Source organism: Metabacillus malikii (genome assembly GCF_030813355.1).
GTDB lineage: Bacteria > Bacillota > Bacilli > Bacillales > Bacillaceae > Metabacillus > Metabacillus malikii.
Map to the genome: position 1 here is coordinate 1 of NZ_JAUSUD010000018.1, position 24,794 is coordinate 24,794.

The following is a 24,794-nucleotide window of genomic DNA, read 5'->3' on the forward strand; positions in this document are numbered from 1 at the left end:
TTACTGCTCGACCTGCATTTTGGGCTTCATCGCATTTATGAAGGACTTTTCTTTGCTGCTCACCCTGCATTTTGGGCTTCATCACTTTTATGAAGAACATTTCTTTCTCCTCATATTTTCATTTTGGTCTTCATCACCTTTATGAAGGACTTTTCTTTACTGCTCGACCTGCATTTTGGGCTTCATCGCATTTATGAAGGACTTTTCTTTGCTGCTCACCCTGCATTTTGGGCTTCATCACTTTTATGAAGAACATTTCTTTCTCCTCATATTTTCATTTTGGTCTTCATCACCTTTATGAAGGACTTTTCTTTACTGCTCGACCTGCATTTTGGGCTTCATCGCATTTATGAAGGACTTTTCTTTGCTGCTCACCCTGTATTTTGGGCTTCATCGCTTTTATGAAGGACTTTTCTTTGCTGCTCGACCTGCATTTTAGTCTTCACTACTTTTACAAAGAACTTCTCCCACCTCATCATACATTCACCTTGATAACCTATTCAAAACCAAACAAAAAAAGCCAGCCACCCCACCTCAGGTTAGCTGACCTCTACCTTATTTAGTTGCGGTATATTTTGATAGGAATGGTTCTGCTGTGGCGATTTCTGTGTTTTGGTAGTAGTGTGAGATGATGTCTGTGTAAGATTTTCCTGATTCAGCCATGAAGTTTGCGCCATATTGGCTCATGCCGACGCCGTGGCCGAAGCCTTTTGTTTCAATGACGACTGAGTTGCCTTTGATTTCCCATGTAAAATCAGATGATTTCAGTTCTAGTTTTTCTCTAATTTCTCTTCCGGTAAATTCTTTGCCGCCTACTTCAACTTTTGCGACGCGTTTACCTGGCGTTAATTCTTTAATTGTTCCGATTGATTTGTTGATTTTCACACCTAGTTTTTTCTCAAATTCGTTAATGGAAATTACTTTTTGGTCATGGAATTTTGGTGACTTTTCATCCCATGTGCTTTCGACACTTCGTAAATATGGGATTTTGCCTTGCCAATATGCTTCAGAGTTTTCTGTATAGCCGTTACTAGTTGAGAAAAATAACGCGTCGATTGGTTTGCTTTCATATGTAAGGATTTTTCCTTGTGTTGCTGCAACTGCCTCTGTGATTTTCTTTATTTTCCATGAGTAGTCATTTCCCCAAATTTCCTGGAGCTCTTCCTTACTTTTATATACTTGATGTGCTTGTGTATCTGTTACTAAGGAGTTAGAGCCTTCTGGAGTTCCCATTGAATCGTTGTTTACTAGCTTTTTTGTAATATATGTTCTCGCTGCTAGTGCTTGTGCTTTCAATGCTTCATGCTCGAATTCTGCTGGCATTTCAGAAGCGACTACTCCGATTACATATTCCTCTAACGGTATCGTTTCTGTTTTATTTGCTTGTGTTCTGTATACCGGTACGGCAACAGGGGATTCAGCTAAAACAGGAATTTCTTCTTTTTTGGCAACCTTTAAGTCTTCACCTAATTTACCTTTGGACTGGTCCATAAACGGCGTAACTAATAGTGTTGGGATTAGTAGTATGATAATGAATAAACCACCTAGTGCAAAAAGAACTGGTCTCATTTGTTTCATGTAGTAGCCTCCAATAAGATTTAGGGTGAGTAGAACGTTTATAATTCATCTTATGGGCTTGGACAAGCTATTATGACTGTTTATTCGTGCATGTTTCAAATTTACACTTAGGCAACTATTCATAAAATTGATATGAATTACTAAAACAGGTTAGGTGTGATTTTTTTAAAGAATAAATGTACTTGGAAAATAATTACCGAATATGTATAAATCTTTATATTTATAGACAATATATTAAGGTCGTGTTCATGTAGGCAAAATAAAAGAAGCAGATTGCCACGTTCGACTACCTGCTTCCTTTATAAAAGGCATTATCTCATTAATCAGATACAGCTGCTTGCTGGTCTGTTTTTACGATGACTTCTTCTTTTACTCGCTCTATGTCAGCACCGATGCCTGCGAGTTTTTCGTGGAAGTTTACATATCCTCTGTCAAGGTGTTTCAGTTCGGTTACGCGTGTATGCCCTTCTGCACAAAGTCCTGCAAGAATAAGTGCTGCGCCTGCACGTAAATCTGTAGCAGCTACTTCTGCACCTTGTAAGCCGACTGGTCCATTAATAATAACTGAACGTCCTTCGATTTTAATATCGCCATTCATACGACGGAATTCTTCTACATGCATAAAACGGTTTTCAAATACTGTTTCCGTAATCATACTTGTGCCATCTGCTTGTAGAAGTAATGCCATCATTTGTGATTGCATATCTGTAGGAAAACCAGGATGTGGCATTGTTTTAATGTCTACGGATTTCAATTTTTCTGGGCCAATTACACGAAGTCCATCTTTTTCTTCAATGATGGTTACACCCATTTCTTCCATTTTCGCTACAAGTGATGTCAAATGTTCAGGGACAGCACCTTTTACAAGGACGTTACCACCTGTAATTGCTGCTGCAACCATGAAAGTTCCTGCTTCAATGCGATCAGGGATAATCGTGTGATATGCACCTTTGAGAGCATCTACACCCTCAATACGGATTGTTCCAGTACCAGCGCCACGGATTTTTCCACCCATTGCATTGATATAATTTGCTAAGTCAACGATTTCAGGTTCTTTTGCAACATTCTCGATGACAGTCGTACCTTCAGCGAGTGCTGCAGCCATAATGATGTTTTCTGTTGCGCCAACACTTGGGAAATCTAAATAAATCTTCGCTCCCTTTAGTCTTCCGTTAACCTCTGCCTCAATAAAGCCATTTCCGACTTTAATTGAAGCTCCCATTGCTTCAAATCCTTTAAGGTGTTGATCGATCGGTCTTGAACCGATTGCACAACCGCCTGGTAATGCTACACGTGCACGACCATTACGAGCCAATAGGGCACCCATAACGAGGACTGAGGCACGCATCTTTCGTACATATTCAAATGGTGCTTCTGTTGATAGCTCTTTTGATGCATCTACAATTACTTGATTATGTTCAAAATGGACATCTGCGCCAAGATGACGCAACACTTCATTAATTGTATACACATCGGAGAGCGTAGGTACATCACTGATGATACTTTTTTCTTCACTAGCTAACAAAGATGCAGCGATAACGGGTAAAACGGCATTTTTTGCTCCCTCTACTTTAACAGTGCCGTTTAACTTACGACCGCCGCGGACGATGATTTTTTCCAAAGTATTCCCCTCCGCGTCCCAATTTCTCTATATTAATATTCAGACGTTATGATTGGTGTTCCTATTACAACCGTAGTACTATCGCCCAATCCGTCAGTTCTTAAGGCAATTTGTAAGTTCATTTCGTCATTTAAAGCTGGTATAAAATCTTCCCACATCGTTGTTTTTGCTGATATTGAGAGGAATTCGTCTTCCTCAAGTCTCTCTATTGCATGGGCATCAAATTGTTTTAATAATTCTTCATTTATTTCATGCAAACCAACTTTCATCATATCATCAACCGTTCCGTTCACACAAGCAAAAGTTGTGGGATATTCACGAAATATGTCGAAAGCTTGATTTTGAAAATATTCATTCATTTCAGCCATGTTTGAGCGCATACCTACACCATTTACCTCATAAAGGATATACGTATCTTCTATCTGATTTTTGTGGGTCGAAATTATTTGTAACTTCTCAGTTATTTTATGTTCTTTATTTTGATAAACTCCAACTGCCTTATCAAAGTCATCGCCTTCCTCAAACGTCCAATTATAATGACGATATTGATCGGCAAATAGTTTCATTTCTTCTGCTGTTTTTTTCTCGACATTACTCTTTGTATATAACGACCATTCATTAATTTTTATATTCTGCTTTTGCATGCCTTCAATAAGTTGCAAAATCTTCGTATCGTTACCAGTTGCACCAATATGATTGACAGCGATTGTTAATAATAAAATAATTGATAAAGCAAATACTGCTATTTCTCTCTTTTTCATATACGGTCACTTCCTCTCCTTAGTAACATTGTTACCAGAATAGAAAGTGGCATACGTGGAAATAGTCGTCATAATAAGACATTAATCTTTTGTTTCGTTTGTCATTATATTTTGGATTCAATAACGAGTTTGTATTACCTTGTAACCTGAAAAAGTCTAGTACTGCTTTTGTTCAATCAACCCATTCAGTGTACGTTAAACATTGAGCACTTTGAGTATGTAGACTTTTAACCATGACAAGCATCTACTAAACAAAACCATAACAATACAGCACCATTAGAATAATAATGGCAGCTGTTGTGACCATAGTAAGTAATCAAGGAAAAAGTTACTAACTAACGAACCAATTGCTATTGTTAAAAGGATTAAAAGTACTCTTGCTTGTATTACTTTGCCCGCTTTTATCCATTTTTCGATATTTAATGCTTGTAAAGCCCACCAGGTTATGATTATAAAGGCAAGATTTACAATCATACTAATTAAGGCAAGGTGGCTATAATCGGGCATGATTCATCCCTCCATCAAACACTGCTTCTACTATTGCTTTAATTTTGAAGTTTTGATTTTGGCTATTTCTACATCAAAAATGCCATTTTTGAAAGATTCAAAACAAGATAAATCATACAATATTTATAAAAAAAAACAAGTACAAATTTACCTAAAAATTATTGATAATGAAACGATTTGGTATATACCCTTGAATAGTATATAAATTTTTTACCTTATCATGATTGATTTTTTAATTTATCAAAATTTTTACGAAATACAGTACTTTTTTACAGTTTCTTTAAGAAACTTTTACATGTTGACCTAGCTCTTCTATTTTACTATGTGTCAACGTATGTCATGTCATTATTTAGTATAAAATTGTGACGGAATTGTGTATATAATGGATTCGATCAGTCGGAGATAAATTACTTGAAGTAAAAAAGGATAATATAAGAGACCATATTCTCAAATATTATCCTTTTCTTTATATTATTTCGTTACATTTAAACGATTGATTGCACGACGAAGTGCTAATTCAGCACGTTTAAAATCGATTTCATCTGATTTATGAGTTAGACGTTCTTCAGCACGTCTTTTTGCTTCAGCTGCACGGTGTACATCGATGTTCTCAGCTTTTTCAGCAGTTTGAGCTAAGATTGTTACCTTGTCAGGGCGTACTTCAATAAATCCGCCACTAACGGCAACAAGCTCTGTGCTACTCCCTTGTTTTAAGCGAACTGCGCCAATTTCTAATGGGGCAACCATAGGAATATGACCTGGTAAAATACCAAGCTCACCACTTTGAGCTTTTACACTCACCATTTCTACGTCTGCATCGTAAACTGGGCCATCGGGAGTAACGACATTGACTAATACTGTCTTCATACTCATACCCTCCTAGGTCCCAAAATTAGGCTTCTACACCCATTTTCTTAGCATTCTCAACCACTTCTTCAATACGTCCAACTAAACGGAACGCATCTTCAGGAAGGTGGTCATATTTGCCTTCAAGAATCTCTTTAAAGCCACGAACTGTTTCTTTTACAGGTACATATGATCCCGGTTGACCTGTGAATTGCTCAGCAACGTGGAAGTTTTGAGATAAGAAGAACTGAATACGACGAGCACGAGCAACAGTTTGCTTATCTTCATCAGAAAGCTCGTCCATACCTAAGATTGCAATGATATCTTGAAGTTCACGGTAACGTTGTAATGTTTGTTGAACGTTACGTGCTACCTCATAGTGCTCATCTCCAACGATTTCAGGTGACAACGCACGAGAAGTTGAAGCAAGCGGATCCACCGCAGGGTAAATACCCATCTCAGATAATTTACGCTCTAAGTTCGTTGTTGCATCTAAGTGAGCGAATGTTGTTGCCGGAGCCGGATCCGTGTAGTCATCGGCTGGAACGTAAATTGCTTGGATAGATGTAACAGAACCTACGTTTGTTGACGTAATACGTTCTTGTAATTGACCCATCTCTGTTGCTAATGTTGGTTGGTAACCAACGGCAGATGGCATACGGCCAAGTAGGGCTGATACCTCAGAACCTGCTTGTGTGAATCGGAAAATGTTATCCATGAAGAAAAGTACGTCCTGTCCTTGTGCATCACGGAAATATTCAGCCATTGTCAACCCAGTTAACGCAACACGCATACGTGCTCCAGGCGGCTCATTCATTTGTCCGAATACCATTGCTGTTTTCTTAATAACTCCTGAATCAGTCATTTCATGGTAAAGGTCATTTCCTTCACGAGTACGCTCACCAACACCTGCGAATACAGAAATACCACCGTGCTCCTGTGCGATGTTGTTAATTAACTCCTGAATTAATACCGTTTTACCTACACCGGCACCACCGAAGAGACCGATTTTACCACCCTTAATGTAAGGAGCAAGTAAGTCAACAACTTTGATTCCAGTTTCAAGAATTTCAACTTCTGTTGAAAGCTGATCAAACTTCGGTGCTTCTCTGTGAATCGGATCACGACGAGCATCCGCAGCAATTGGCTCATCTAAGTCAATGTTATCACCTAGAACGTTGAATACACGTCCAAGAGTAACATCACCAACTGGTACAGAAATTGGAGCTCCTGTATCCGTTACTTCTAAACCACGAACAAGTCCATCTGTAGAAGACATCGCAACAGTACGAACTGTATCATCACCTAAATGTAAGGCAACTTCTAAAGTAAGATCAACAGCAACTTCTGTTTCACTACCTTCAGTTTTGATTGTAAGGGCATTATAAATGTCAGGCAATTGACCACTTTCGAACTTAACGTCAACTACCGGACCCATAATTTGGGTAATGCGTCCTTTATTCATCGTTTTCCCTCCTATCTTATAAGAAAAAGCGCAAGACGCCTGCTAAATGGCAAAGAGCCTAAAGCGATTGACGCCTGATATGATAATTATTTCTACTCGAGCGCAGCAGCTCCACCAACGATTTCGGTAATCTCTTGAGTGATCGCAGCTTGACGAGCACGGTTATATGTTAATGTAAGACCATTAATAAGTTCTTTTGCATTATCTGTTGCATTCTTCATTGCAGTCATACGAGCCGCATGTTCCGAAGCTTTACTGTCAAGCAACGCTCCATAGATGAGACTTTCAGCATACTGTGGAAGCAACACTTCAAGAATTTCCTCCTGATTAGGCTCGAATTCATACGATGTATGCTTTTTGCCTGCAGAAGATAAATCAGATAACGGAAGAAGCTTTTTCTCGGTTACATCTTGTTGAATTGCACTAACGAAGTGGTTGTAATATAGGTATAACTCATCGAATGTTTCATCTGAGTACATATTTACTGCACCACTTGCAATATCTTTAATTGTAGCAAAGTTAGTTTCATCGCCGACACCAATAATTTCAGATATAACGTTCATTCCACGTTTTTTGAAGAAATCACGACCCATTCTTCCAATCGCAATAATGACAAACTCATCGTTTGATTTATGGCGTTTTTGAATGGCTTGATATGCGGCACGAAGAACACTACTGTTAAATGCTCCTGCTAGACCACGGTCTGACGTAATAACTAAATAGCCGGTACGCTTTACCGTTCTGCTTTCTAGCATTGGATGACTAATATCAGTACTTCCGCTAGCAATGCTTGCAACAACCTCTTGTATTTTCTCCATGTAAGGTACAAAAGCTTTTGCATTGTTTTCTGCACGGTTTAACTTAGCTGCAGAAACCATTTCCATCGCTTTCGTAATCTGACTAGTCTTTTTCGTTGATGTAATTCTAGACTTTATATCACGTAATGATGCCAAAGGTTCTCACCACCTTTAATTAAAATCATCTAACAAGGGTCAGACCCCACTAGGGAGGCAGACCCTACCGTTTTCATTACAAATTTTATTCAGAAGCAGCGAATGTCTTTTTGAAGCCTTCGATTGCCGCAACCATATCTTCATCTTTCGGAAGATTACCAGTTGTGCGAATTCCTTCAAGAAGAGACGCATGATTTTGGTCTAAGTATGCATTGAATTCATCTTCAAAACGTGTGATATCTGCTACTGGGATATCGTCTAAGAATCCTTTTGTTAATGCATAAAGAATCGTTACTTGTTTTTCAACTTTTAGTGGTTTATTTAAACCTTGTTTTAGTACTTCAACAGTACGTGCACCACGATTTAATTTTGCTTGTGTTGCTTTATCAAGGTCAGAACCGAATTGAGCAAATGACTCAAGCTCACGATATGATGCAAGGTCAAGACGTAATGTACCTGCAACTTTTTTCATCGCTTTAATTTGCGCAGAACCACCAACACGTGATACAGATAAACCTGCGTTAATCGCTGGACGTACACCAGAGAAGAACAGGTCTGACTGAAGGAAGATTTGTCCATCAGTGATTGAGATAACGTTTGTTGGGATATACGCAGATACGTCACCAGCTTGTGTTTCAATGAATGGTAATGCTGTAAGTGAACCTGCACCTTTAGCATCACTTAATTTAGCTGCACGCTCTAATAAACGAGAATGCAAGTAGAAAACGTCACCAGGGTATGCTTCACGACCTGGAGGACGACGAAGTAATAAAGAAAGCTCACGGTATGCAGCAGCTTGTTTTGAAAGGTCATCATATACAACAAGAACGTGCTTGCCATTGTACATAAATTCCTCACCCATTGTTACACCAGCATATGGAGCTAAGTATAATAATGGAGCTGGTTGTGATGCAGAAGCTGTTACAACGATTGTGTAATCTAATGCACCATGCTTACGTAATGTTTCAACAACACCACGAACCGTTGATTCTTTTTGACCGATTGCAACATAGATACATACCATATCTTGATCTTTTTGGTTCAAGATTGTATCAATTGCTACAGATGTTTTACCTGTTTGACGGTCACCGATAATTAACTCACGTTGTCCACGTCCAATTGGTACAAGCGCATCGATCGCTTTAATACCTGTTTGAAGTGGCTCATGAACAGATTTACGATCCATAACACCAGGTGCTGGACTTTCAATCGGTCTTGTTTTTGTTGTTTCGATTGGACCAAGTCCATCAACAGGTTGTCCTAATGAGTTTACTACACGTCCAATTAACGCTTCACCTACAGGAACCTCCATGATACGTCCTGTACGGCGAACCTCATCACCTTCACGAATATCAGTGAAAGGCCCTAAGATAATAATACCAACGTTATTTTCCTCTAGGTTCTGAGCCATACCCATAACGCCGTTTGAGAATTCCAAAAGCTCTCCAGCCATGACATTGTCGAGGCCATGAGCACGAGCGATACCGTCCCCAACTTGGATAACCGTACCAACGTCGCTAACTTTTATTTCTGACTGATAGTTTTCAATTTGCTTCTTTATAAGCGCACTAATCTCTTCAGCTTTGATGCTCATGAGTTTCACCCCTATCTACAATCTATTTGCGACTAATTGTCGCTCGATACGTTCAAGCTTACCGCTTATGCTACCATCATATATACGATTACCGATTCTTAATTTAACGCCGCCTAACAGGTTTTTATCAACAATGTTTTGCAGGCGTAAAGAAACTTTGCCAATCTTCTTAGCAAAAGATGTTGAAATTGCTGACAATTCAACGTCTGTTAACGGACGAACTGAATATACAATTGCATCCTCGGTGCCACGTGCTTCATTTGCGATTTCAACAAAATATGAAACAATCTCATTTATATTCGCAATGCGATGACGGTCAACTAAAAGATATAATGTATTAACAACTTGTTCAGATAGAGCTGAAAATGAATCTTTTAAGATTGACTTCTTCGTGTCAGCACTCACCTTTGGATGATTGAATACATTAAAAAGTTCTTTATTAGCTGCGAATACTTCCTTTACAACTAATAAATCACTTTCAATTTTATCTACTTGGTTTTGTTCTTGTGCTAGTTGAAACAATGCAACCGCATACCGTTTTGCAATTAATTCCTTACTCATCGACCTTCGCCTACCTCATTGATGTAGTCGTTAATCAATTTTTCTTGTTCTTGTTCATTTAATTCTTTTTCAATGACTTTAGAAGCAATCAGTACAGATAGAGATGCAACTTGCTCACGTAATGCAGCAACAGCTTGGTCTTTCTGTGTTTCGATTTCTTTTAAAGCACCATCTTTTAAACGATTAGCCTCAGAACGAGCTGCTTGGATAATTTCTTCTTTTTGCTGTTCACCAAGCTTTTTCGCATTTTCAACTAAAGCTTGAGCTTCTTTACGAGCTTCTTTTAATAGCTCAGTTTGCTCTTCGATTAGTTTTTGTGCTTGTTTATTTCTTTCTTCTGAGCTTGAAATTTCGTTTGCGATATGGTCTTCACGCTTTTTCATCATGCCTAATACTGGCCCAAACGCATACTTACTAAGTAGTGCAAGAAGGATTAAGAACATGACAAGTTGGAATACGATATCGCCCGTATTTAGGCCTGCAGCAGCGCCTAGTGCAAGATCAACTTTTAACATAGCTCGGTTTCACTCCCTTCAAGAGTTCCACGATGGGTTATGATATTTGCCTTACTAAATTTGTAACGATTTATTAATTGGCTATAATAAGAGCCTATTATATTCATTTACACAGTAATTTTAAACATTTGTAGTTTCATATAGACATAAAGCAAAGGCGAAGGTTCTCACTTGAGACGACTTCGCCACTATGAACCAGTTTTATTTAAGATAAAAATTATTGGAACATTACGATAAATGCAATAACAGCAGCGATGATTGGAATCGCCTCTACTAACGCAACCCCGATAAACATCGTTGTTTGAAGGTCATTTTTCGCTTCTGGTTGACGCGCGATACCTTCTACAGTTCTTGAAACGATCATACCATTACCTAAACCTGCACCTAATGCAGCTAGTCCAATTGCAATTGCAGCAGCTAAAGCTCCCATTATATAATTCCTCCTTGAGTATAAATTACTTGTTTATTTATAATTAATGGTCTTGACTCACCTTGTGTGCCATATAAACCATTGTTAACATCGTAAATACGAATGCTTGGATAGAACCAATAAAAATACTAAATGCTTGCCAAATCATCATCGGTACAGCCGCTACGACTGTTCCTAACACACCTGTAAAGATACTTGATTCATAGCCTCCTACAGCTAGTCCAGCAAGTAGTGTTAAAAGAATTTCACCTGCATATATATTACCATAGAGACGAAGACCGAGCGTTAGTGTGTTTGAGAATTCTTCAATGATTTTCAGTGGGAACATAAATTTCATTGGTTTAAAGAATTCTTTTCCATACTGTTTAAAGCCCTTCATTTTAATTCCATAGTAATGTGTGAGTGCTACAACCATGACTGCTAGAGTCAGAGTGATAGCTGGGTCAGCAGTTGGTGATTTCCACCATAAATCGTGATCAACAACAACGGCAAATGGTAAACCTAACATATTTGATATAAAAACATACATTAATAAGGTCATACCTAGCGTAATAAAACGGCCACCTGTTTGCCAATCCATCGTACTGCCGATAATGCCTTTAACGAAATCCACTATCCATTCAATGAAGTTTTGCATTCCTGTTGGATACATTTGTAGATTTCTAGTTCCCGCAATTGCTAGAATGAAGACGATAACACTTGCTACCGTTATCATTAAAACATTTGATAAATTAAAAGTTAAACCTAAAAACTCTTTCACAGGAGCTCCGTGATCCAAATAGATTCACCTCTCTTCCAAGCTATGTACGTGAATGTTGAATGAAAAAATCTATCATAATGACAACATACATCGTCATTAATCCAATAACCACACTAATTAAATGAAAATATTCTGGAAACTTTAATGAAAAGAACACAGCAACAACTGCAGCTGCCATTCTAGACGCAGTTCCTAGAGATACTTTTTTACCTTCCTGCAACGCCTTGTCAAATAGTCTATGTTTCCTTACCATTGCCCACAAATTATATAAACTTATGCTCGTCCCAAGAATTAAACCTAGGAATACAGACTGATATTCCGTAAAGCCCCAACCTACAACGTAGAGAGCCAGTAAATAAAATATGTATTTACGATACCTGTGAAACATCAGATGCATATCAGACATGAATTGTTTATTCTCCTGAGAAATAGTGGTAGACTAATTTAATTATAGCGTAAACGCCGGTGGCTAGTCCAAGCAGAAGGCCAACGATCAAAAACACCGGTTTTGTCTTAAAGTAGCTATCTATCCACATTCCACCGAATGTTCCAATTAATATACAACCTACTAATTGTGATAAAATTGCTGACTTTATTGCTAATCCTTTAATGGGAAATCGTTGTTTTTGTCTCATTCATATAAATCCTCGCTACTTGCTGATTTATAATGGTTAGAGGGGTTTTTCAGAGGGCATTTTCGTGATATTGAAAACCTTATCACAATACCCTCGTTTAGCATACAATAGCATATAGTTCGTGTCAATCTGTTAAAGTTAAAAAATTCACAATCTTGTCATATTCTCACAAATCGTTCACAATTTTGTCTTTTTTTCTATTGACTTACTAATTTACCTGAATTATTCACTAAGTAAAATATTCATTTCCATATGGTCTTCTTTCTCCTCTTTTTTAGCAAAAACTACAACCTTATACAACTGCTTTTTCAATTTCTTATTTAATTTTATCTCCCTTTCGATTAACCCGCGGTTTACATTCTTTCGCTGGTCGAGGAAACAAATAAACGCCAGTGTGTCAGGGTCATATACTGCAATACCGAATTCATCCGCACCACCTGGCAAATATGCTTGATACTTATATGAGTCCTCGTTATCACCCTGTACAAAATCAAAGCCCATTAATCTCGGATAATCAGGTTCATCAACGACATATATATAAGGAAGTCGGATCGATCTTTTTGATGTTTCTACCTCTAGCCATTGTTCGTGAATTCCTGCTTCTATAACACTAGGTGTTATATCTAATGATATTTCAACATGCTTTTTTTCCTTTGGTTGAAGTGTTATTGATGATGGTAAATGCCATTGAATGCCCTTTTCAGCTTTCGGCATTTTAATTGAGATGCGTTGTGGATAATCAGTCATATTCTCTAGTGTAACTTTTTCCGTTTTTTTCGTGCGCTGAGATGTCGTTTTATACTGCCCAAACGTAAGTGAACCTGGATAAATGAGTACCTCCGCATTTATAGCTGCTTTTATATCCAAACGCCCTGTCCCTTGTTCAGTTGGCTTTAGTGGTTGTTGATTTTTGTTTCTCAGTTGTTTTGTCGTATTCATTAGTGCAGCTTTTATTTGTTGCGGATTCCAATCTGGGTGCGCTTGTTTAATTAGTGCACATGCCCCGGCTACATGTGGTGCCGCCATGCTTGTGCCGTGTAAAGCTAAGTACCCGTTCGGTGCTGTACTTGTTATCGCTACTCCTGGAGCAACTAAATCCGGCTTTATCTCCCATGTATTTGTAACAGGCCCTCTTGAACTAAACGGTGCAAGTACGTCTTCTTCTTTTTTATACACCGTGCGGATTTTTGGATTTTTAGCAAGGTTCGCTTTCAGTCGCTCACCTGCTTGTTTTGAGATTGAAACAACTGGAATATCTAGTTCAATTTCTAACGCACCGGAAAAATTACCTGTCACATTGTTTGCAATAATTACAGCTTTTGCCCCCGCCTTTTTCGCGTTCACTACCTTTTCTGTAAAAGATATCTTCCCTCTGTCTACTAAAACGATTTGGTTTTTAACCGACTTTTTGAAATCTGTTTCTTCACCTATATTTTTAAAGGTAACCTGATTTAATCCTTTTAAATTCCAAGCTGCTGCACCTTGCAGTGTGTTCATAGGCACAAGCTCGTCAAGTCCCGGGATATCAAGATAGGGCATTTCTAACGGAGGTGAGGATGCCCCTACTGATATTGCCTTTGCTGATGTTCCTGGAGAGCCGACCGTCCAAACATTCGGACCTGAATTCCCACTTGAGGTAACCGCAACAATCCCTGCTTCAACGGCACGATTAAGTGCAATACTTGTTGGCCAATCTGGACCATTTATCGTATTGCCCAAAGAGAGGTTAATGATATCTACCTTCGCTTCTATCGCCTTATCAATCGCAGCAATAACCTGCTCTGAAGTGCCCATGCCACTTGGACCTAGCGCCCGGTATGCGATAATTTCTGCCTCTGGCGCAACACCTCTCAGCTTTCCATTTGCCGCAATTATTCCAGCTACGTGCGTACCATGTACAGTATCACCACCACCGGTTTCCATCGGATCATCATCATTGTCAACGAGGTCATAACCACCATGGTAACTTCGCGACAAATCTGGATGGTTGTAATCAATGCCCGTATCAATGACTGCAACTTTGACTCCTTTACCCGTTAAGCGATGATTATCACGGTCGAATAAGCCTCTCACTTCATCTCCACCGATAAATGGTACACTTTCAGTAATATGAGCAGAATAGGTGGCAACCTCACTTGACTGCAGCACAGCGCGGTTGTTTGTCATTTGTTCAATTTCGTTATGTGGACCTTCAATCGAGTAGCCACGAAAAACATGTTTAAATTTTTGGCGAATTTTTATATTAGGGTGTTTTTTTAACTGAGCTTGAAAGTCAGCTTCGTTTTGTTCGTTTATGATGACGATGACCTTTTTAAGTGTTGTCCCATCGGACTCTTCTTGTAATGGGGGTCGATTTGGATAGGTTATGGCGTGTACATTTGTTGCGAAGAGGATTAGAGTGCTTATCATGCTGATTATTAAGATTATTTTTCTCATTTATTCCACCTCCTTATTAGTTTGCACGATTTTTTATAAACAATGTAAGGTCGTGGAAGGGGTGGGGTTTAAAGCTAATGATGAGAGACGGAAATTAGTGTGGTTTTTTTACTTATTGAAAAAGGAACCACAAATTGTGATTCCTCATTTTATTATTTTGTTCCGAATAGACGGTCTCCAGCGTCACCTAAGCCTGGAACGATATATCCGTGATCATTTAACTTTTCATCTAATGCAGCAATGTAAATATCCACATCAGGATGTGCTTCTTTTACAATTTCAACGCCTTCTGGTGCTGCGATTAAACACATAAATTTAATATTTTTCGCACCGCGTTTTTTCAAACTATTAATTGCTTCAACAGCAGAACCACCTGTTGCGAGCATCGGGTCAACAACGATTAGTTCACGTTCAGCTATATCAGATGGTAATTTAACATAGTACTCAACCGGTTGTAGTGTTTCAGGGTCACGATATAACCCAACATGTCCAACTTTTGCAGCTGGAATTAGTTTTAGAATCCCATCAACCATTCCTAAACCTGCGCGCAAAATTGGGACAATCCCTAACTTTTTACCAGATAAAATTTTCGATTTAGCTGTCGTTACAGGCGTATCCACATCTACTTCTTTCAATGGTAAATCTCTTGTAATTTCAAATGCCATCAAACTTGCAACTTCATCGACTAACTCACGAAATTCCTTTGTTCCTGTACTTTTATCACGAATATATGTAAGTTTATGTTGAATTAATGGATGATCAAAAACATATACTTTCCCCACCAAATCATCTCCTTTTCATAGACACTTCAATAAATTTTACAGAATATCGATTATAGTTTCAAGTTCTATCAAAGGATTTATTCATTATTTCTGGGACTATTGTCTATGGTGTGACAGGTTGAGGTGATTTTTATGTATGAGAGAATGCTGGGCTTGGGGTCTGTTTTGGAGTATTGATGGGCGTGTATGTACGTTCTTTTTTTACTGATGATTGTAGGGCAGTTCTTTTAAGGTAGGGCTTCGAATTGAATTTTTGGTATGACTTTTTGATTGATTGAAAGTGAGGATTAATAGATTATAGTGGGTGCAGAGAGAATATCATTTAGTGGCGGGGTGAAGGCGGTTTTTCTTCGTGTGAACATTCAAAATTGGCTTCATCTACCTTATGAAGAACATTTCACTCCGTGCGAACATTCAAAATCGGCTTCATCAGCCTTATGAAGAACATTTCGCTCCGTCAGTACATTCAAAATCTCCTTCATCCACCTTATGAAGAACATTTCGCTCAGTCAGTACGTTCAAAATCGGCTTCATCGGCCTTATGAAGAACATTTCGCTCCGTGCGAACATTCAAAATCTCCTTCATCGGCCTTATGAAGAACATTTCGCTCCGTCAGTACGTTCAAAATCTCCTTCATCCACCTTATGAAGAACATTTCGCTCCGTCAGTACGTTCAAAATCTCCTTCATCGGCCTTATGAAGAACATTTCACTCCGTCAGTACGTTCAAAATCGGCTTCATACAATTTATGAAGAACATTTCTCCTCCCGGAATCATTCAAAATCTCCTTCATCCACTTTATGAAGAACATTTCTCTTCCCGGAATCATTCAAAATCTCCTTCATCCACTTTATGAAGAACATTTCTCTTCCCGGAATCATTCAAAATCTCCTTCATCCACTTTATGAAGCACATTTCTCTTCCCGGAATCATTCAAAATCTCCTTCATCCACTTTATGAAGAACATTCTCTACCTGTGAAAATTCAAAATGGACTTCACTACCAGGACGAATAGCTCTTTTCAGCAAAAACCCTAGAAATGTACTTCTTCAATAAAACATCTTCATCAAGTCTCTCCTCACGCCCCATAAAAAGTTCTCTTACCATCACACAAAAAAGACGACAATACACATGTCGTCTTTTCTCACATTCAAATCTTATAAGTTACGATATAAAGGAAACTTGCTTGTAAGATCTTCTACACGTTGTCTTGCTTCTGCAAGTTTTGCTTCGTCTTCGTGGTTTTTAAGTGCGAATGCGATGATGCTGCCGATTTCGTCCATCTCTTCAGCACCGAAGCCACGGCTTGTTACTGCAGCTGTACCGATACGGATACCGCTTGTTACGAATGGGCTTTCTGTTTCGAATGGAATTGTGTTTTTGTTCACTGTAATTCCGATTTCATCAAGAACATGCTCAGCGACTTTACCTGTTAATTGAAGAGAACGTACGTCTACTAGTAATAAGTGGTTATCAGTACCACCTGATACTAATGTTAATCCTTCAGATTGTAATTTTTCTGCTAAGCGTTTTGCGTTGTCGATGATGTTTTGTGCATATGTTTTAAAGCTATCTTGAAGAGCTTCACCAAATGAAACAGCTTTTGCAGCGATTACGTGCATTAGTGGGCCACCTTGAATTCCTGGGAAGATTGACTTGTCAATTTTCTTACCGAATTCTTCTTTACAAAGGATCATCCCACCACGTGGGCCACGAAGTGTTTTATGTGTTGTCGTTGTTACGAAATCAGCGTAAGGTACTGGGTTTTCATGTAGACCTGCAGCAACTAATCCTGCGATATGTGCCATATCAACCATGAAATATGCGCCTACTTCGTCAGCAATTTCACGGAATTTTTTGAAATCAATTGCTCTTGGGTATGCACTTGCACCAGCAACGATTAATTTCGGCTTATGCTTTAACGCTTTTTCTCTCACGTCGTCATAGTTAATGCGATGTGTTACTTCATCAACACCATACTCAATAAAGTTGTATTGAACACCACTGAAGTTCACTGGGCTACCGTGTGTTAAGTGACCACCGTGTGAAAGGTTCATCCCTAAAACAGTGTCACCAGTTTCTAAAATCGTGAAGTAAACACCCATGTTCGCTTGTGCACCTGAGTGTGGTTGAACATTGACATATTCAGCACCAAAGATTTGTTTCGCACGGTCTCTTGCAATATCCTCTACAACATCAACATGTTCACAGCCACCATAATAACGACGACCTGGGTAACCTTCTGCATATTTATTTGTTAGGACAGATCCTTGCGCTTCCATTACTGCTTCGCTAACGAAGTTCTCTGAAGCAATAAGTTCAATTTTAGATTCTTGACGAGTACGTTCAAGCTGAATCGCTTCGAAAATTTTTGCATCTTGTTCTGGTAAATGTTTCATACTGATTTCGTATCTCCCTTCATGAATAGCAAAATAATTAATTATAAACGTCTAATTCCATCTATATTGTACACGGTAATCAGCAAGAATGTAATAGATTTCTAAATATTTTTCATTTTTTTCAGAAATTCTTACATTTTTTCGTCTTAAAAACGAATATTACCAAATACTAATAGCTCTATCATTCGTTTTGTTACTTTTTATTATGAAAAAGATAGATACAACCTATTTTCGTTACTTTTCTCTGCCCTGTCAACTTAAAAGTTTGAATTTTCTTAAGACTAGAAGCCGATTTTAGACCATTCAAATAGTGAACCGGGATCTGTCTTACGTTCTGGTGCATACTCGTCATGTCCGATTATATGTTGTCTATCTCGGGAGATCATGTTGTTTCGTGTAAGAATCTCATCTAGTAATCCGTTTAATGAGTCGTATTGTTCACTCGTATAACCTATAAAGTTTTGCGGTATTTTTTGATAGTTTTCTTCAGACATCATGATACTCATTTCTTCCTTTGTACCGATTGCCATAAGTTCGATACCGATTGAGTAGTCGTTCATTTTGTCACGGTATTGCGGGAATGCTTTCAAGTTTCCTTTCCCGGCATGGTACGCGACACGGTTTTCTGGGACGAATTGATGAATCTTTCCGTTACGGTCAATGAGGTAATGGGCAGACACTCCATAATCAATAAAAACTTGTCGTATATCATTTACAATGAAAGGGTTTTTTGGATTGTTCACTACATTGCTTGAAAAATGAATTAATACATGTGTTATCGGAGTTGTCCGTGGTTTTGAGTTTTCATCAGGTAAAATGGATTGTATGATTTCGGTGTTATTGTTTGATATTTTGGGAATAGGTTTCTTTATTTCTTTGGTGATTTTTTGACCTTGGCTCTGTTGGATGTCAACACGTTCTATACTTTTGGCTTGTTTCACACTAGTTTCCTGTTGAGGCGCTTTTTGCTTTGGTGCTTCAGTTTCGGTTGATGCCTTTGGTATCGTTGCTTCCTTTGCTGCCTCAGCTAGTGATTCATCTTCTATTTTATTTATTTCTTTTCCTTCACCTTGTTTAGATTCAAAGGCCTTTATTTCTTTATCTATATTAATTGACCTCATAAATACTGCATGATTTGCACCTGTTTCATCATTAGCATTCGTTGTTATTACTTGGTTTCCGCCGCAGCCACCAATCATGAGTGTTGCAACAAGTGAAACGGCAATTCTATTAATCCTACCGTACAAATTTATCGCTCCTTATCATAAAGTGAAACTTAAATCAGTCGGGGTTGCCCCACTGATTTATTATTAGTCGAACCAATTAGGGTGTTAGCGTCCATTATCTTCCACTTGTTGAGTTGGGGATTTTCCAGACGGTCACACCGGGTACAAATCAGTTATTATTTATCCTACTAATTTATCATATATTTAGAGAAACTATTGGTCAAATAGTAAAAAATACTTATTCACTTTATGAGTCCTTCAGCTTGTTTTCGATTGGAGGTCAAAACAATACAAAAAAGAGAGCAACTCATAACGATGTCTAACTTCTTATGGTAAGAAGTCAGTCCTGTTTAGAGTAACCCTCTTTACTTAATGACATGATTGATTTTCAGAATTTGTTTCGTATATTGCTCGTGAACCACCGATTAGCTTTGGTCGAGTTTTCGCCATTGTTACGTGGGCAGAGCCAATTTGCTTGATCGTACTCCGTAGTGGCACGGCGACATGTTTAAGATGCATACCTATGAATGTATCACCGATGTCGATTCCAGCATCGGCCTTGATAAATTCGACGACAACTGGATTGGCTAGATGTTGATAGGCATAAGTCGCCATCGCACCACCCGCTTTTCGGACTGGAATGACCGTTACCTCTTCGTAGCCTTTTTCAAGTGCGACTTGTTTTTCAATGACTAGTGCGCGGTTTAAATGTTCACAGCATTGGAAGGCAAGATGAAATCCGAGCTTTTCACTTTCCTCTGACAATGTTTGAAAAATCATCTTTGCGACATCGTCAGAACCTGCTGTACCGATGCGTTCACCAATTACTTCACTAGTACTACAGCCAATAACAAGGAGGTCGCCCCTTTTGAGCTGTGCTTCGGCTTGAAGGTCAGAAAAAATGACCGTTAATTCTCGCTGCCACTTGTCGAGATATTCCATTTTATATACGCTTCCTTTTTTATAGATGTTCGTTTTCGTACTCGCTGATTTTTCCTACACGTGTAGCATGACGCCCACCTTGGAATTCTGTTGTTAACCAAATTTCTGCGATATCTCTTGCAAGACCTGGGCCAATCACACGCTCACCCATTGATAAAACATTTGTATCGTTATGCTCACGTGTTGCTTTTGCACTAAATGTATCATGCACGAGGGCGCAACGGATGCCCTTTACTTTGTTTGCTGCAATACTCATCCCAATACCTGTCCCACAAATAAGAATACCGCGGTCTACTTCACCGTTTGCAACCATATTTGCTACAGGGAGTGCGTAATCAGGATAGTCTACTGATGTATCACATTCACAGCCCATGTCTTTATATTCAATATTTAATTCCTCTAATAATGAGATGATTTCTTTTCGTATGTTTATGCCACCATGGTCCGATGCAATCGCTACTTTCATTTTGTCCTCCTAATGAATAAATATGATAGTTTTTTCCTTTATCTTTATTCTACCGTTTGAATATTAAAACGATCAATGGTTTTCCTTAGTTTGTCCGCACTTTCCGCAAGTTTTGTACTTAACTCTCTCATCTGTTCGATATTTTCGGTCTGTTCGATAATCGTTGCTGCCACCTCTTGCGCACCCGCTGATGATTGCTGTGCAATTGCAGCAACCTCTTCGGATTGGGCACCTGTCATTTGCAAGGAATCCATTTGTTGATGAATCAGCTCACTAATTTGTGAAACAGCGTTTGCGACTTCGATAATCGATTGACTTGTCTGATCGAGCATTTTACCAGATGTTAAACCATTTTCAGCTTGTGCCTTGGCAATTTCGACCTGTTCACCGATTTGACCAACAACATTATGGACCTCTTGCTGAATATTCTCAATTAAGTTTGTTATCCCTTGAACGGCTTTGCCACTTTCATCTGCTAATTTCCGTACTTCTTCCGCAACTACAGCAAAGCCTTTTCCATGCTCGCCCGCTCTAGCCGCCTCGATTGATGCATTAAGAGCTAACAAGTTCGTCTGGTTTGCAATGTCACCAACAAGGGAGACAATCATCGAAACTTCATTTGCATGCTCTTCTAAGCGGCGTACAGAAATCATTGATGTTTCATTCTCTTTGGCAAGCTTTTGAATACCCGTAATAAGCGAATCATATACCTTTTTACTTTCTGTTAGTGAATCAACCATTTCTTTTGACATTTTTTCAGACGTAATCGCTTTATTTTCTACTTGGGAAGCAAATTCGATAATATCTTCAATCGATGCTGCTGTTTCTTGAATTGATGTTGCTGATTGGTCTGCACCTCTGGAAATTTCCTGGACAGTCGTAGAAATCGCTTCTGCTTGTTTTGCTAGGTTGGTTGATGAGTTTGTCATCTGACTAACACGTTCACTTGTTTCGTGGAAGTTTCCTTCAATACTTTGAACCATATCGCGCATATTCTTGAGCATTTGATTAAAGGCAATTGTTAATCCTTTAATTTCATCATCACTCTTTGGCAGCTCAACATCTTCCTGAATATCACCATCAGCTGCACGGTATGCTGCTTCTTCCAGTTTGTGCAAAGCTCTCGTTATGAACCCTGCTCCAAAATAGGTCAACACACCTGACCAAATAATACCTAATAATAAAGTAATTAATATAAATGTTTCTTCATTCATAATCGTTTCTGTGAAGTTGGATACATAGTAAATAAAAAACGCACTTGAAGAATACGTTATTAATGCAAGTACTGTTGTAAAGACAACGAGCTTTAATTTAAGACTAAATGAATATCTTTTTCGTTGCGCCATTTTTTTCTCCCCTATTTTTCAAGCTTTTCAATGAGTTCTTCAATATAACCTTCTAAATCTGATAATGTTTTACGATAGTTAGCCAGTGAACCGCCATATGGGTCTGAAATATCTTGGATTTGTTCACTATCATCTTTCCTTACATATTCCGAAAGGGTAAATGTCTTCCGACCAGCTTCGGGATAATAATCGATGACGGACTGTTTATGACCATTTGTCATTGTTAGAATAATCGTTGCCCAATCTACTAAGTCTTTAGAAAGGCTCGAAGACTGGTGTGAACAGCTAATGCCCTTTTCACTCAATGCCTCAATCGCATTAGGTGACGCCTCATACCCATCCATCGCGAAGACCCCCGCAGACTTCACCTCTATTTGACTTGATGATTTCATATGTCGAAGTAACGCTTCTGCCATTGGACTACGACACGTATTCCCTGTGCAAACAAATAGTACTTTCGTCATAAAAACACTCCTCTATACCATTATAATGGAAACGCTATTAAGAAAATAGATGCATTTTGTAGTTTTTGTAATTCCTTTTACCTATTCGAAAAGATGTTTATGCAAGGAATCTGCTAGTATATTCATCTGTCATAAACGATATTACCTTCTTACATATTTTAAATCAGTAAATATGAAAGTACAAATCTCATGATAGGTAGTAAAGACTTGGTTTCTTGCTTTTGGGATTGTTTGTTAAAAACTAAACTGGACCCATAAATGCAATATTTTTATATCGATGCATAGATTTATCTTTTTGGTCGAAAAAACATCTAATGGACAAGTTTTGGATTAAGATTGCACTTCTTAATGAACTACTGTACTAAAAGAAAAAACTATTTCATAAAACATAAAACTCGGTGAAAATTTGTTAAGGAGAAAGAAAAGATATACTCGCTTTAAACTTAATTGATTACAAGAGTGAAATTATGTTGAATGAAAATCTCTGCAAGCCTACAAGATGACTTTCAATATTCTTTATCCGTTGTTGTTGCTAATACGAGTATATGGGCAAATAGCTAATGCTTCTTTACTGTGGTAGCTGGAAATGAGAGTCTTTGGTTAAATAGCTGAGGTTTCTTTTACCATTGTAGTTCCATATGTTAGTCTTTGTTTAAATAGCCGGGCTCTTCTTTCACCGTTGTAGCTAAAAATGTAAATCTTTGAGCAAATAGCTGGATTCTCTTTTACCGTTGCAACTGCAATTCAGAGTATACGGGCATATAGATAGCTCTTCTTTTACCGTTGCTGCTCCATATCAGAGTATACGGGTATATAGATAGCGTCTCTTTTACCGTTGTAGTTCCAAATGCGAGTCTTTGGGCAAATAGCCGGCTTCTCTTTTACCGTCGCTGCTCCATATCAGAGTATACGGGCATATAGATAGCTCTTCTTTTACCGTTGCTGCTCCATATCAGAGTATACGGGTATATAGATAGCTTCTATTTTACCGTTGTAGTTCCAAATGCGAGTCTTTGGGCAAATAGCCAGCTTCTCTTTTACCGTTGTAGTTCCAAATCAGAGTATACGGGCATATAAATAGCGTCTCTTTTACCGTTGCTGCTCCATATCAGAGTATACGGGCATATAGATAGCGTCTCTTTTACCGTTGCAACTGCAATTCAGAGTATACGGGCATATAGATAGCGTTTCTTTTACCGTTGTAGTTCCAATTCAGAGTATACGGGTATATAGATTGCTCTTCTTTCACCGTTGTAGCTACAAGTGCAAATCTTTGGGCAAATAGCTCTAGCGCTTCTTTTACGTTATAGCCGTTATAGCTGCTAAAACGAGGCCTTAGGTAAAATGCATTGTTTTTATATGAAGAGTATTTTTTATGATTAACATTATCCATACATTGTTCCATAATTTCTTTATTGAGAGAAAATTATTAAACAAGTCTAGTTATCTATTCTAATCGTAATTTTCAGAAATAAGCAAAGGCCAAACCCAGATAAGTTTGGCCTTTGAACGGTTTTTATTAAAAATGTTAATCACCATTCTAGTTGCTAATCACGCTATCGCTTCTTCAATTTATTTATCATTTCCTAAATGTTTTTTGAGCAAAACCCAAATTTAAATATCTCTATTGAAATTGTTAAAACACATAAATATACGGATCTGATGGTGCTTCAATTTTTTCAATATTCCCTATATCTATCAATGGAAGCTCTTGCTCATTACGAGTTGTTTTTGTGATTGTTCCTGTTACTTTTATCCATTCATCATTTTTTAAGTTTTTTGCTGCTTCTCCTGTTGCTAAAGTTCCCATTACTTGGAGGTCGGCTACACAACAGGAAACCGTAAACCTTGAGATTGCCATTTCATCTTGTTTATAGTCAGGCTCACGATATACGAAGCCTACGAGTTCTATTTCTTTGCCTTCAAATTTGTCGAGGTTCATTTCGATATAGTTTGTAATTTTTGAGTATTCTGCATCTGTGACGACAATTTTGTCACTATTTAATAAGCCTTCAAGGTACATATCATCTGCACTCTTTGCTTCTTGAGTTGCTGTTGTTTTTTCTGTTTTCGTTTCTGCTGAGCTTTCTGTCGTTTCGGTCTGTTCTGCCTGAACACTAGCTGTACCTAGATTTATCCCCCGATTTTTAATAACAGAGCTATCTAGGACGACTTCTGGAAACATGAAGCCCGTTAAAACCGGGAATAAAAATACCGAGTAGATTGCGAGTGATTTAATTGGTGAGCTTTTTCCACTGTGGTCTAAGCCGCAATCACAATAAATGTCTAGCTCTTTTTTGGAGTCACTTCTCCATATTTGTAAGATACCTAAGATTAAAAATACTGCAGCAGCAAAATAGACAAAGGGCAACATTTTAGGTGCAATGAAATTTGTAATATCTCCTGTTAATATTAATTTAAAAAGTAATAATGTAAATCCTACTAAAATAATGCCGCGAATGAATTTTTGGAATCCTAAATCATGATTGTTTTCCATCGATTTCCC

The 24,794-nt window shown here is 38.3% G+C and carries 23 protein-coding genes; all 23 read right to left on the reverse strand.

Going from position 1 to position 24,794, the window contains the following annotated elements; translation table 11 throughout:
* Positions 1-555: 555 nt before the first annotated feature.
* Positions 556-1,569, reverse strand: coding sequence for a stage II sporulation protein D (spoIID, locus tag J2S19_RS15860; RefSeq protein WP_307344219.1), 1,014 nt, complete (start codon positions 1,567-1,569; stop codon positions 556-558).
* Between the two features lie 328 nt (positions 1,570-1,897).
* Positions 1,898-3,199, reverse strand: coding sequence for a UDP-N-acetylglucosamine 1-carboxyvinyltransferase (gene murA, locus J2S19_RS15865; RefSeq protein ID WP_307344131.1), 1,302 nt, complete (start codon positions 3,197-3,199; stop codon positions 1,898-1,900).
* A gap of 32 nt (positions 3,200-3,231) precedes the next feature.
* On the reverse strand, positions 3,232-3,960 hold the full coding sequence (locus J2S19_RS15870; protein WP_307344133.1) for a YwmB family TATA-box binding protein: 729 nt from the start codon (positions 3,958-3,960) through the stop codon (positions 3,232-3,234).
* A 276-nt stretch (positions 3,961-4,236) separates the two neighbouring features.
* The gene (locus tag J2S19_RS15875; protein ID WP_307344136.1) at positions 4,237-4,467 is read right to left on the reverse strand and encodes a DUF1146 family protein; all 231 of its coding nucleotides are present in this window, start codon (positions 4,465-4,467) and stop codon (positions 4,237-4,239) included.
* A gap of 471 nt (positions 4,468-4,938) precedes the next feature.
* A complete protein-coding gene (locus tag J2S19_RS15880) occupies positions 4,939-5,334 on the reverse strand; it encodes a F0F1 ATP synthase subunit epsilon (protein WP_307344138.1) in 396 nt (131 codons plus the stop codon).
* A 25-nt stretch (positions 5,335-5,359) separates the two neighbouring features.
* On the reverse strand, positions 5,360-6,778 hold the full coding sequence (gene atpD, locus J2S19_RS15885; RefSeq protein ID WP_307344140.1) for a F0F1 ATP synthase subunit beta: 1,419 nt from the start codon (positions 6,776-6,778) through the stop codon (positions 5,360-5,362).
* A gap of 92 nt (positions 6,779-6,870) precedes the next feature.
* On the reverse strand, positions 6,871-7,731 hold the full coding sequence (locus J2S19_RS15890; protein ID WP_307344142.1) for a F0F1 ATP synthase subunit gamma: 861 nt from the start codon (positions 7,729-7,731) through the stop codon (positions 6,871-6,873).
* 85 nt (positions 7,732-7,816) lie between these two features.
* Positions 7,817-9,325, reverse strand: a complete 1,509-nt coding sequence (atpA, locus tag J2S19_RS15895) for a F0F1 ATP synthase subunit alpha (RefSeq protein ID WP_307344144.1) — start codon at positions 9,323-9,325, stop codon at positions 7,817-7,819.
* Positions 9,326-9,340: 15 nt separating this feature from the next.
* A complete protein-coding gene (locus J2S19_RS15900) occupies positions 9,341-9,886 on the reverse strand; it encodes a F0F1 ATP synthase subunit delta (RefSeq protein ID WP_307344146.1) in 546 nt (181 codons plus the stop codon).
* Positions 9,883-10,401 carry a F0F1 ATP synthase subunit B gene (atpF, locus tag J2S19_RS15905; RefSeq protein ID WP_307344148.1) on the reverse strand — a complete coding sequence of 173 codons (519 nt, stop codon included), beginning with the start codon at positions 10,399-10,401 and terminating at the stop codon, positions 9,883-9,885. The genes J2S19_RS15900 and atpF overlap by 4 nt, the downstream gene beginning before the upstream one ends.
* Before the next feature lie 217 nt (positions 10,402-10,618).
* Positions 10,619-10,831 (reverse strand): F0F1 ATP synthase subunit C, encoded by a 213-nt coding sequence (gene atpE / locus J2S19_RS15910; protein ID WP_072578182.1) that lies wholly within the window; start codon positions 10,829-10,831, stop codon positions 10,619-10,621.
* 43 nt (positions 10,832-10,874) lie between these two features.
* Positions 10,875-11,609: a F0F1 ATP synthase subunit A gene (gene atpB / locus J2S19_RS15915; protein ID WP_307344149.1), complete on the reverse strand. Its 735-nt coding sequence runs from the start codon at positions 11,607-11,609 to the stop codon at positions 10,875-10,877.
* A 22-nt stretch (positions 11,610-11,631) separates the two neighbouring features.
* Complete coding sequence (locus tag J2S19_RS15920) at positions 11,632-11,997, reverse strand: ATP synthase subunit I (RefSeq protein WP_307344150.1); 366 nt, start codon at positions 11,995-11,997, stop codon at positions 11,632-11,634.
* Positions 11,998-12,004: 7 nt separating this feature from the next.
* The gene (locus J2S19_RS15925) at positions 12,005-12,226 is read right to left on the reverse strand and encodes an AtpZ/AtpI family protein (protein ID WP_307344151.1); all 222 of its coding nucleotides are present in this window, start codon (positions 12,224-12,226) and stop codon (positions 12,005-12,007) included.
* 222 nt (positions 12,227-12,448) lie between these two features.
* Positions 12,449-14,662, reverse strand: coding sequence for a S8 family serine peptidase (locus J2S19_RS15930; RefSeq protein WP_307344152.1), 2,214 nt, complete (start codon positions 14,660-14,662; stop codon positions 12,449-12,451).
* 152 nt (positions 14,663-14,814) lie between these two features.
* Positions 14,815-15,444, reverse strand: a complete 630-nt coding sequence (upp, locus tag J2S19_RS15935) for a uracil phosphoribosyltransferase (RefSeq protein ID WP_307344153.1) — start codon at positions 15,442-15,444, stop codon at positions 14,815-14,817.
* A 1,158-nt stretch (positions 15,445-16,602) separates the two neighbouring features.
* Positions 16,603-17,844 (reverse strand): serine hydroxymethyltransferase, encoded by a 1,242-nt coding sequence (gene glyA, locus J2S19_RS15940; protein WP_307344154.1) that lies wholly within the window; start codon positions 17,842-17,844, stop codon positions 16,603-16,605.
* 281 nt (positions 17,845-18,125) lie between these two features.
* Positions 18,126-19,091 (reverse strand): N-acetylmuramoyl-L-alanine amidase, encoded by a 966-nt coding sequence (locus tag J2S19_RS15945; protein WP_307344155.1) that lies wholly within the window; start codon positions 19,089-19,091, stop codon positions 18,126-18,128.
* A gap of 348 nt (positions 19,092-19,439) precedes the next feature.
* Positions 19,440-20,012, reverse strand: a complete 573-nt coding sequence (locus J2S19_RS15950) for a TIGR01440 family protein (RefSeq protein WP_307344156.1) — start codon at positions 20,010-20,012, stop codon at positions 19,440-19,442.
* Between the two features lie 19 nt (positions 20,013-20,031).
* Entirely contained in the window at positions 20,032-20,478 is a 447-nt protein-coding gene (gene rpiB, locus J2S19_RS15955; protein ID WP_307344157.1) for a ribose 5-phosphate isomerase B, read from the reverse strand.
* 44 nt (positions 20,479-20,522) lie between these two features.
* Entirely contained in the window at positions 20,523-21,824 is a 1,302-nt protein-coding gene (locus tag J2S19_RS15960) for a methyl-accepting chemotaxis protein (RefSeq protein WP_307344158.1), read from the reverse strand.
* Between the two features lie 11 nt (positions 21,825-21,835).
* Positions 21,836-22,288 carry a low molecular weight protein arginine phosphatase gene (locus J2S19_RS15965; RefSeq protein ID WP_307344159.1) on the reverse strand — a complete coding sequence of 151 codons (453 nt, stop codon included), beginning with the start codon at positions 22,286-22,288 and terminating at the stop codon, positions 21,836-21,838.
* A 1,636-nt stretch (positions 22,289-23,924) separates the two neighbouring features.
* Positions 23,925-24,785, reverse strand: coding sequence for a TIGR03943 family putative permease subunit (locus tag J2S19_RS15970; RefSeq protein ID WP_307344160.1), 861 nt, complete (start codon positions 24,783-24,785; stop codon positions 23,925-23,927).
* Positions 24,786-24,794 lie beyond the last annotated feature (9 nt).